Below are 8,331 nucleotides of genomic sequence, written 5' to 3'. Positions count from 1 at the left end.
AATTATCAGTGTTTTGTGCAAATATAAGTATTAAAAACGACTTTAACAAATAAAAGTCGTAGATTGTGTGATTAGTATTCAAAAAGTCGTAGTTAAACTTTGAAATAGTATTCGAAAAGTCGTAGTTAGTATTCAAAAAGTCGTAGTTGGATTCTTGTTGTTGCTTGTAATTTACTGTTTATCAGATTGTTAAAGCATGTTTTTCGGAAGTCGATAAGCATATAACAAGTAATGCTTAAAAACAAGTCATAAAATTTTAGCCGGAATGTGGCTTCCAGACCTTCAAATCCGTGAAAAACGACTTTTTGAATGTTTGTGAAAGCAAAGCAAAGGCCAGCGCAGCGTTCTTTGAGGAACGAACTTTCCGCGCGTGTACACAAATAAGTACACAAAACTTTTGTTTTATTGGTTTTTATCCCTATTTTTGCAGTGTAAACCAATATATTAGAACTATGCAGATTGTTACAACACGCGAATTTCGTGCCAACCAGAAGAAATACTTCGAAATGGCAGAGACGGAAACGATCCTGGTCTCCAGACGCAATGCAGCCCCTATTATGGTGTGTGCAGTCAGAGAAGGTGATTTCCCTTCAAAGGAAGAACTTGCGGCCATCCAGAGAGGTATTGAAGATATCCGAAACGGAAATACCTTCAGAATGGCTAAAAACGAGTCTCTGGATGATTTTCTTAACCGTATAGAGGGCGAAGGCAATGTATGAGATAGAATTTTCCAAAGAAGCGGTAAAACATGTCCTGTTGATGAGAAAATCCTCTCCGCAGCTTTTCAGGAAGCTGGAGAAGCTGCTTGATGAACTCCGGGAACACCCGTACACGGGTACAGGGCATCCGGAACAGTTGAGATACCTGGAGGGTGTCTGGTCAAGGCAGCTGGACAAGAAGAACCGTATCAGGTATATGGTCAACGAGACTACCGTAATTGTGTTTATCATTTCAGCCTGGGGGCATTATGACGACAAATGAAGGATTGCAGTAAGTTCCGAAACGGCACATACTGCAATCCTTTTGAATTTGTGACAGAATCAAAATAACTTATATCATATATCCAAGCAAACGGCTGCACTCGTCGGGAGTGTTGGTACACCCCCTTGCCGTGCGGCGCTCCCCGACCGATGAGTTTTTGTGGTGTTCCGGACACGTTCTGTTGTGCGGTTTTGTTGGGTATTTCTGTTGTGTACCGGGCGTGCGGTTTTCGTGTGTGTTTACGTGTGTGGGATAGGTTCTATCTCTCCCCGTCCCCTTTGCTAATTTCGCGCTGGGGAGGGTGTTCGATAGAACAGCAAGAGGAAACCGGGCAAGCCCTGTTTTTTCCTCTTGCCCTACGGAGTTTTTAGATGTAAATCAGTTATTTAGAAAATTATACTAATATAATTTGGTTATAATGAATAAATATACTATCTTGTAAACCAATAAGTTAGTATATTAATTCATTATAATAAGCCTTATAATATCATGGAAAAAGACAGCAAAACAACGGTAGCAGTAGAACGTACTACTTTTACTAAACTTGACCGTCTGGCCAAGGCAAACAATGTGTCAAAAATGGAGTTCCTTACACATGCTATAAACTACTTTGAGAAGTACGGTATAAACCCGGTCGAGCATGAAAGCCCAGCACAGGAAATGCAGAAACTTATCAAGCGCATGGATCAGGTGTTCGCATTCCTGAAGAAACAGGAAACGGATCTTGTGCGTCCGGCTTGTGAAGCTCTGGCCGGAGCCAGCACACAGATAACCATAAGCCTTTCATCCTTACTTTCGGAAGAAAAGTTCAGGCGGTTCCTGAAGGAGAACAAGGAACTGCTTGCCGAGATTATCAACAGTTCCGACAACAACGGCAAGGCCATAGGCCGGACAGAAAGGGCGGTGCGGGATTCCGATTCAACTATCAGGAAGAACCAGGATATTATCTTCAAGCGGATAGAAGCCAGCGAAACGGCACAGATTAAAGCCTATAAGCATATTGTTTCCTTCCTCGATGCAAAAGGAAAGACCGGGCTGCTCGATGATATAAACAAGGTCTATGAGAGGGAAAAGGAAAGGAGGGGACTATGAACATAAAGATTCAGGGTGGCGGTTCCGGAACCTATGCCAATACAGGGAGCTGCACAGGAGTAACGACCTACCTCCAGCATGAGGATCTGGAGCGCATGAAGAACGGCCAGGAAGTGCAGCCGTTTTTCAATAACTCACGTGACTACATAAGCGCACAGGAAGTAACCTTCAAAATAGACAACAACAAGGCAAAATTAAGCCGGAACGATGCGAAGTTCTATGTGATCACGGTAAGCCCTTCCAGCCGGGAGCTGGAGAAAATGGGCAAGACAGAGAAGGAACAGGCTGAAGCCATGAGAAAGTATGTCCGTGATGATGTGATGCAGCACTATGCGGAAGGGTTCGGAAAAGGTCTGAACAAAGAGGATATCGAGTATTACGGAAAAATCCATTTCGAGAGGAAGGGAGCCGACCGGTACGACATGCACGCACATATCATTGTCAGCCGGAAGGACAGGAGCAACACCAGGAAGCTAAGCCCAAAGACCAACCACACCGGGAAGAAGAACTGCGGAAACGTGAAGGGCGGTTTTGACAGAACAGATTTTTTCCGAAAGTGTGAAACCTCATTTGATAAGCGCACAGGGTATGACCGGGCTCCGGAACAGACATTCGACTATCTCAATACCATGAAGAACGGAAGCCCGAAAGAAATCTTCCAGAAAAAGGAATGGGCGGAACGTGTGAACCATGAACGGCTTGAGAAGATGAAGGCCGAATGGAGCCGGGATCTTCAGGAACTGCACCAGGAACAAGGCCGTGAAGAGAGCCAACAACAGGGAAACAGTATATCCCAAGTTCCGGATATCAACCAGGCACCGCAGAGAAAGAAACAACAGGAGGAAGAAATCGACCAGCCCAGGAAAAGAAGCCGGGGTTTTGGAATGGGTATGTGATTTTCTGATTGTGCAATAAAGATATGGGCAAGTTCAAGAATGCTTTTAGGGTATATGGCTGGAATACAACTACAATCATTTCTACATTACCATTCGCATATAAATGGGAAGGATAATTTACCTGACCACTAATAGTAAATTCTGATTGAGCAGTTTTCAATTCTGGGATGTAAAGCGGTGTTTGTTTGTGGAAAATGATTTGAGGACAGCCAATCGGAAAAGTAAGGGTATTCAGCGGTTGATTGCTTTTGAATACCCAATAATACCTGACGTAAGGTTGTAACTCCTTGCAAGACTTGTAAAATTTGAAGCCCTCTTGAATCATTTTACAAAGGTAATGCTTTTTGTCGTTTCTTATTGATTACGAGCAAAAATATAGCTGCAAATGAAATAACTTGCAGCCATATTTTTATCGGTACATATTAGTCGGTATAAAGTCTTATGCGGTTACCCGCAGGGTTAGTGAGTACAGAAAAATACTCTTTTCCTTAAATCTCTCGACGTACTCATCTAAATCGTTTTTTCAAGAGGTTTTCTCTGAAGTACAAAACTTTTCTTTCTCTCTAACCAAATCGATGGCCTCCTTGCCCGTCATGTGTTCGATATCGATCTTTACCATCAGTAGATGGTTGATGCTTTTGGCTATTTCATCAGACAAACCTGGCTCACCGAAAGAATATTTATTCACCAGCAAAGTCATAGCCATACGTTTTTCTGTTTCGTCGGTTAAAATATAGGCCTTTCCAAAGACTATCACACTTCGAAAGTAGGTCGTGAATTCGGCAGGTTTAATATTGTCTTGTTCCACAACGCAAAACGATACTTTATTGTTTTGCATAATAGCGTCCACCTTATGCCCTATCTTGGCGCAATGAAAATAGATTTTGCCATCAGCATAAAAATAACTGAGAGGAACGGCATAAGGATAGCCATTATCTCCGTGGAGAGCTAAAGTCCCGTTTGTCATTTTTTCAAGAATTGCCACGCTCTCTTCTTGTGGCAACAACTGTCGTTTACGACGCATTTCTCTGAACATATTACTGATCTTTAGTATTAAACAATGAAGTGATTTAAACTTATTTCATTCTCTTAAAATCGTATCAAAATGTTAAAGCACAGCGTACAAATTGAATTGTTCCCTATATTATGGTGACCAAACTCATATATAGTGAAAGTCCAATGTACACTATGCTCGACAAAGATACGATAAAAAATGAAATATTGCCTCATCTTTCCAAGGCAAAACGTGGTTATGCCACTCAAAGTTGTCTCATAGAGGTGGTAAACGCCATCTTGTACAAGTTGAAGACCGGTTGTCAATGGGCGTTCCTTCCTGTGGAAGCCCTGTTTAGCGGCAAGGTACTGAGCTATGGTGCCGTGTATCATCATTACAACAAATGGAGCAAGTCGGGCGAGTGGAAATCCATGTGGGTCAGGTTGCTTGACAAACACCGCCATAAGTTGGACATGTCCAGCGTGGATTTGGACGGGAGCCACACGGCTGCACTCCGTGGCGGTGAAGAAGTCGGATACCAGGGACGGAAGAAACGGAAGACGACCAACGCACTCTACCTGACAGACAGGCAAGGACTTCCGATTGCCATGTCTTCTCCGAAATCTGGCGAACACCATGACGTACATGACATAGAAAAGGTCATCGGTGACATGTTCAACGACCTTGAGAAATCCCATATCCGGGTTGATGGTCTTTTCCTCAATGCCGATGCCGGATTCGATTGTGATGTCTTACGTGGTTTCCTGGGTGAAAAAGAGATCATCGCAAACATCTGCATCAATAAACGGAGAGAAAATGCCGATGACATCTTTGTTGATGATGAACTATATGCTGAAAGGTATTCCATCGAACGAACCAACGCTTGGATGGACAGTTTCAGGACGCTACTGAACCGGTTCGATACAACTGTTTCAAGTTGGATGTCTTGGAATTACTTGGCATTTGCAGTCTTGTTATTGAAGAAAATTTCACGAAAACAAAAAGTTTAAATCACTTCTTTATTCTGAGAGTATGGACTTAGTGCTGTTCACAAAGAATTTTTGCCGTTCACAAAACAAATTTGCAGATATCCGGAAAAAGTTACAGGAGCCAGTTGCTCAAAACTGTCCCGGTATTGTGCCGTTATAATTGCAGAAGAAAACGGAATTGCTTATATTTGTAGAACTCAAGCGTAGGCTCTGGCAAGCCCATTGCGGAAATGCATGGGACATGGCGGCTGGTTTCGGTCGCCATTTTTATTTGCCAAAAAAAAGGGGCACTCTTGCCCCCATGTATTTCCTCATATCTTCACAGACTGAAATACTAATACAACAATAAAATAAAAGCTAAAAGGGGTTATCAGTCCTCACCGACTGAGGGAAAGAGGAAAAAGACTTGCCCTAATAGAATTTATTTATTTATTAACATATGTCCTATGGGAATGTACTCCATAGTTAGCCACAAAGTTATAAAAAAGAGCCAAAGTTCCAATCGTTTACCATGCCGTTTTTCTACCTATTTTCTACCCGACTGGCTGTTACAGTTCTGTATTTACTTTTATTTTCCCTATCGTTTTCTGTTCGTCACGCACCCGGCAAAGTTCCCGGTGTGCTTTTTCCTTATATTCCTGAAGAATTTTGATTTCGTTACGTAATCGGTTGTTCTCTTCCTGAAGGAGCTGAAGGTCTTTGGCACGTTCTGTAGCCAGACTTTCTGCCTTCGCCTTTGCTTCTGTTGCTTGGACTATAAGTTCCGGAGCCACCGCACCAGGAACAAGGCCGTGAAGAGAGCCAACAACAGGGAAACAGTATATCCCAAGTTCCGGAAATCAATCAGGCACCGCAGCGGAAGAAGCAACAGGAGGAAGAACTCGACCAGCCCAGGGAAAGAAGCCGGGGTTTTGGAATGGGTATGTAATTTTATAGCTGAGAGTATGGTTCTTTGTGTCAATAAGAATAACTCTATAAAGAATCTTTGTACATATCAAGACATATTTTCATGAGCTTTAATGAAGACTCTAATTGGGAATATCCTTTATCAATTGTCATATAACTTGACAATAGCAGTTTCTTCTCAACCTCAGTATAAGGATATGTAATAATTTTAAGCCAGAAATAAGTTTTCTTTGTTTCAATTAAATCTTGATATGATAGTAGTTTGTCTTTGGTTGCTTCGTAATTGTCTTTGTATGCTTTGTATAATTTATAATCAAAATTGTGTGTATAGATATTTATTTGTATTGCATTAGTTCTGACACCTATATCGTTATTAAATATAGACAAATCGTTGTTAAGTGTATATAATTCATACGATAATTTTATATATGATAATTCATGCTCAAGAGAATCAACTCTTTGAGTTAGGCTTATGTCCTTTGTGCTATCAGCAGGAGCAACCATAAATGACGAATCATTCTTTTGTGCATATGCGATAGTTGTGCATAATAGTACTAAAATCAGTACCAATTCCTTTCTAAATTCGTTCTTTTTCATAATTGATATTTTATAACTCTGTATTTACTTTTATTTTCCCGAAAGTTTTCTGTTCATCACGTACCCGGCAAAGTTCTCGGTGAGCCTTTTCCTTATACTCCTGAAGGGCTTTGATTTCGTTACGCAATCGGTCGTTTTCTTCCTGAAGAACCTGGAGCTCTTTAACCTGTTCTTCAGACTTCATTTCAGCACGTACCTTTTCTTCTGCTGCCTTTGCGATAAGTTCTGGAGCAGGAAGCTGTTTTGCGGTCTGTTCCCGGACTGCCTGTAGTAGTTGGCGAATCGCTTCTGTTCCTTCATTGCTTGTCTGCATGGTCGCTTTTACTTCATTCAATTCTCCGATGATCTTTTCCAAGGGGGAGTAATCAAGTGCGTTACTCTTCAGGTCGAAACCTGTGCGTTCAAAGTATTCCAGGGCGAGAGAAACGAACTCTTTCCGTAATATGCCGTTTGCCCGGCAGTATATCTCCAGCCGTTCAGATGTTTCTCCGCTTATTGAGATTGTAGTCTTTTCCGGCTTACTTTTGGGTTGTATGGTTACTTTATCTGTCATACCTTAACCGATTGATATAAATATGCTTATAATATGCTTGATATGCTGATTTTATACTTCTTTTTAATTGAATATGCTGTAAATATACTGAATATTCCTGAAATATATTCAGGTTACTTGGCCTTTTCTTCGCTTAAAGTGATATGAGAATCCACAAAGCACCCTCCGAAGCCGGATAAGGCATCAGGTTGCGTGTAAGTGACCGTTACAAGGGTTTGTCCCATGAATGTTTCAATCTTGTCTATAACGGCTTCCATTGGCTTGCCTAAGCCTGTGGCTTCAGCAGATACCAAAATCAAATCTCCTTCTTTCATATCGTTGCTTTTTGATTTTGTTACAGATTCAAAGTTTCTTTCTATCTTTAATTTTTCCCTTGATGGCATTGATTATATAACCTTTGGGGTTCTTCTTTTCCCTTGATTTCCCTTTTAGGATGGCAAGCTCGTTAAGTAAATCCGGGAGTAAGGTTTGTGCTGATATAAACAAATCCAGGTTGTTCTTAATCTCTTTATCTGAAAATTCAATCGAGTTTTTAAGATAGCTTCTTACTTCAGGAGCCAAAGACCAGCTTAAAGCTGTCTGTTTTTGAAGGTCGTGTTTTTCCAGATCGCTATCACGATGTTCTGGTTGATATACCGGATAAAACTTTATGGCCGTTATCTTTCGTCCTGTTTTGAGCGGTGTGTACTCAAAGGTATAAGGGCTGACTTCATCAAGCTCTTTTTTTGCAGCTTCTACTACTTTGCGCATGAAATCATTTATTCGCTCATACTTATCTGCCACACAAAACATTTCCTTTAGCTGTTCTATAGAGTATATCAGAGGAGTTTTCTGGTTGCTCAGCAACTCATAAAAGCGCATTGAAAACTGGCTCTTAAAGCTCATGGCAGCTTTCAATTCGTATTTTCTGAAGCCTTTGGAGAAATCAAGTATGCAGTCCCATACACGTGGGTGCACCTGAAAGGACAAGACTGAAGAACGTTTTCGTATATAAGGCAAGGCTATGATAGATATACTTTGCCAGATTTCATCATCTTCATACTCAAAGATCTTTCGCTGAAGCGACTGTAGGGCTTCTTTTACTCTTGCATAATTTTTGTCGTCCTCTCCATTAAGCAGGCAGGCAATAGGCATGGTTATATTTACGCAACTGAAAAGATCATGCTCTATCTTCTGACAGTTATCAGCGAACTTTATACCTTGCAGCTCTCCTTGAGCCATTTCTACAAGACGATAAATGATACGCTTTTCGTACACGTTAAAGTCATATTTTGCAGTAGTCATAATATAACTTTGGATAAGGTCTTTGTTTACTATTGCCAT

At 41.2% G+C, this 8,331-nt stretch carries 11 protein-coding genes and 1 pseudogene; 5 read left to right on the top strand and 7 right to left on the bottom strand.

Annotated features, from left to right (window positions below; genetic code table 11):
• Nucleotides 1-452 precede the first annotated feature (452 nt).
• From DBK98_RS22975 to DBK98_RS22960, 4 genes are all read left to right on the top strand, one after another.
• The gene (locus tag DBK98_RS22975; RefSeq protein WP_005812757.1) at nucleotides 453-719 is read left to right on the top strand and encodes a hypothetical protein; all 267 of its coding nucleotides are present in this window, start codon (nucleotides 453-455) and stop codon (nucleotides 717-719) included.
• Nucleotides 712-981: a Txe/YoeB family addiction module toxin gene (locus DBK98_RS22970; protein ID WP_032536520.1), complete on the top strand. Its 270-nt coding sequence runs from the start codon at nucleotides 712-714 to the stop codon at nucleotides 979-981. Before DBK98_RS22975 ends, DBK98_RS22970 begins: the two co-directional genes overlap by 8 nt.
• A 489-nt stretch (nucleotides 982-1,470) precedes the next feature.
• Complete coding sequence (locus DBK98_RS22965; RefSeq protein WP_005812751.1) at nucleotides 1,471-2,073, top strand: BfmA/BtgA family mobilization protein; 603 nt, start codon at nucleotides 1,471-1,473, stop codon at nucleotides 2,071-2,073.
• Nucleotides 2,070-2,969, top strand: coding sequence for a DUF5712 family protein (locus DBK98_RS22960; RefSeq protein WP_005812749.1), 900 nt, complete (start codon nucleotides 2,070-2,072; stop codon nucleotides 2,967-2,969). Before DBK98_RS22965 ends, DBK98_RS22960 begins: the two co-directional genes overlap by 4 nt.
• Here the strand turns inward: DBK98_RS22960 and DBK98_RS23705 are convergent.
• Complete coding sequence (locus DBK98_RS23705) at nucleotides 2,881-3,294, bottom strand: DUF6597 domain-containing transcriptional factor (protein WP_005812747.1); 414 nt, start codon at nucleotides 3,292-3,294, stop codon at nucleotides 2,881-2,883. The genes DBK98_RS22960 and DBK98_RS23705 overlap by 89 nt on opposite strands.
• 198 nt (nucleotides 3,295-3,492) lie before the next feature.
• Nucleotides 3,493-4,005, bottom strand: a complete 513-nt coding sequence (locus DBK98_RS22955) for a 5-nitroimidazole reductase NimE (RefSeq protein ID WP_005812773.1) — start codon at nucleotides 4,003-4,005, stop codon at nucleotides 3,493-3,495.
• A gap of 110 nt (nucleotides 4,006-4,115) precedes the next feature.
• Between DBK98_RS22955 and DBK98_RS22950 the strand changes: the two genes are divergently transcribed.
• On the top strand, nucleotides 4,116-4,973 hold the full coding sequence (locus DBK98_RS22950; protein ID WP_032491447.1) for an IS5-like element ISBf6 family transposase: 858 nt from the start codon (nucleotides 4,116-4,118) through the stop codon (nucleotides 4,971-4,973).
• A 527-nt stretch (nucleotides 4,974-5,500) separates the two neighbouring features.
• Here the strand turns inward: DBK98_RS22950 and DBK98_RS22945 are convergent.
• The 5 genes and pseudogenes from DBK98_RS22945 to DBK98_RS22925 all read right to left on the bottom strand — a co-directional run.
• A pseudogene (locus DBK98_RS22945) lies at nucleotides 5,501-5,722 on the bottom strand (hypothetical protein); the annotation flags it as partial.
• A gap of 202 nt (nucleotides 5,723-5,924) precedes the next feature.
• Nucleotides 5,925-6,455 (bottom strand): hypothetical protein, encoded by a 531-nt coding sequence (locus DBK98_RS22940; protein ID WP_005812769.1) that lies wholly within the window; start codon nucleotides 6,453-6,455, stop codon nucleotides 5,925-5,927.
• A 10-nt stretch (nucleotides 6,456-6,465) separates the two neighbouring features.
• Complete coding sequence (locus DBK98_RS22935; protein WP_005812766.1) at nucleotides 6,466-7,008, bottom strand: BfmA/BtgA family mobilization protein; 543 nt, start codon at nucleotides 7,006-7,008, stop codon at nucleotides 6,466-6,468.
• 113 nt (nucleotides 7,009-7,121) lie between these two features.
• Nucleotides 7,122-7,322 (bottom strand): hypothetical protein, encoded by a 201-nt coding sequence (locus tag DBK98_RS22930; protein ID WP_005812761.1) that lies wholly within the window; start codon nucleotides 7,320-7,322, stop codon nucleotides 7,122-7,124.
• Between the two features lie 28 nt (nucleotides 7,323-7,350).
• Nucleotides 7,351-8,331, bottom strand: coding sequence for a replication initiation protein (locus tag DBK98_RS22925; RefSeq protein WP_032536519.1), 981 nt, complete (start codon nucleotides 8,329-8,331; stop codon nucleotides 7,351-7,353).

The organism is Bacteroides sp. PHL 2737, from assembly GCF_004115325.2.
Taxonomy (GTDB): Bacteria; Bacteroidota; Bacteroidia; order Bacteroidales; family Bacteroidaceae; genus Bacteroides; species Bacteroides hominis.
This window is presented reverse-complemented; position numbering and strand designations above follow the sequence as displayed.

Bases quoted from the DNA above. Each gene is read 5' to 3' on its own strand.
- DBK98_RS23705 (WP_005812747.1), bottom strand. From the start codon at position 3,294: ATGATTCAAGAGGGCTTCAAATTTTACAAGTCTTGCAAGGAGTTACAA.
- DBK98_RS22950 (WP_032491447.1), top strand. From the start codon at position 4,116: ATGGTGACCAAACTCATATATAGTGAAAGTCCAATGTACACTATGCTC.
- DBK98_RS22955 (WP_005812773.1), bottom strand. From the start codon at position 4,005: ATGTTCAGAGAAATGCGTCGTAAACGACAGTTGTTGCCACAAGAAGAG.
- DBK98_RS22935 (WP_005812766.1), bottom strand. From the start codon at position 7,008: ATGACAGATAAAGTAACCATACAACCCAAAAGTAAGCCGGAAAAGACT.
- DBK98_RS22930 (WP_005812761.1), bottom strand. From the start codon at position 7,322: ATGAAAGAAGGAGATTTGATTTTGGTATCTGCTGAAGCCACAGGCTTA.
- DBK98_RS22925 (WP_032536519.1), bottom strand. From the start codon at position 8,331: ATGGCAATAGTAAACAAAGACCTTATCCAAAGTTATATTATGACTACT.
- DBK98_RS22960 (WP_005812749.1), top strand. From the start codon at position 2,070: ATGAACATAAAGATTCAGGGTGGCGGTTCCGGAACCTATGCCAATACA.
- DBK98_RS22940 (WP_005812769.1), bottom strand. From the start codon at position 6,455: ATGAAAAAGAACGAATTTAGAAAGGAATTGGTACTGATTTTAGTACTA.
- DBK98_RS22975 (WP_005812757.1), top strand. From the start codon at position 453: ATGCAGATTGTTACAACACGCGAATTTCGTGCCAACCAGAAGAAATAC.
- DBK98_RS22970 (WP_032536520.1), top strand. From the start codon at position 712: ATGTATGAGATAGAATTTTCCAAAGAAGCGGTAAAACATGTCCTGTTG.
- DBK98_RS22965 (WP_005812751.1), top strand. From the start codon at position 1,471: ATGGAAAAAGACAGCAAAACAACGGTAGCAGTAGAACGTACTACTTTT.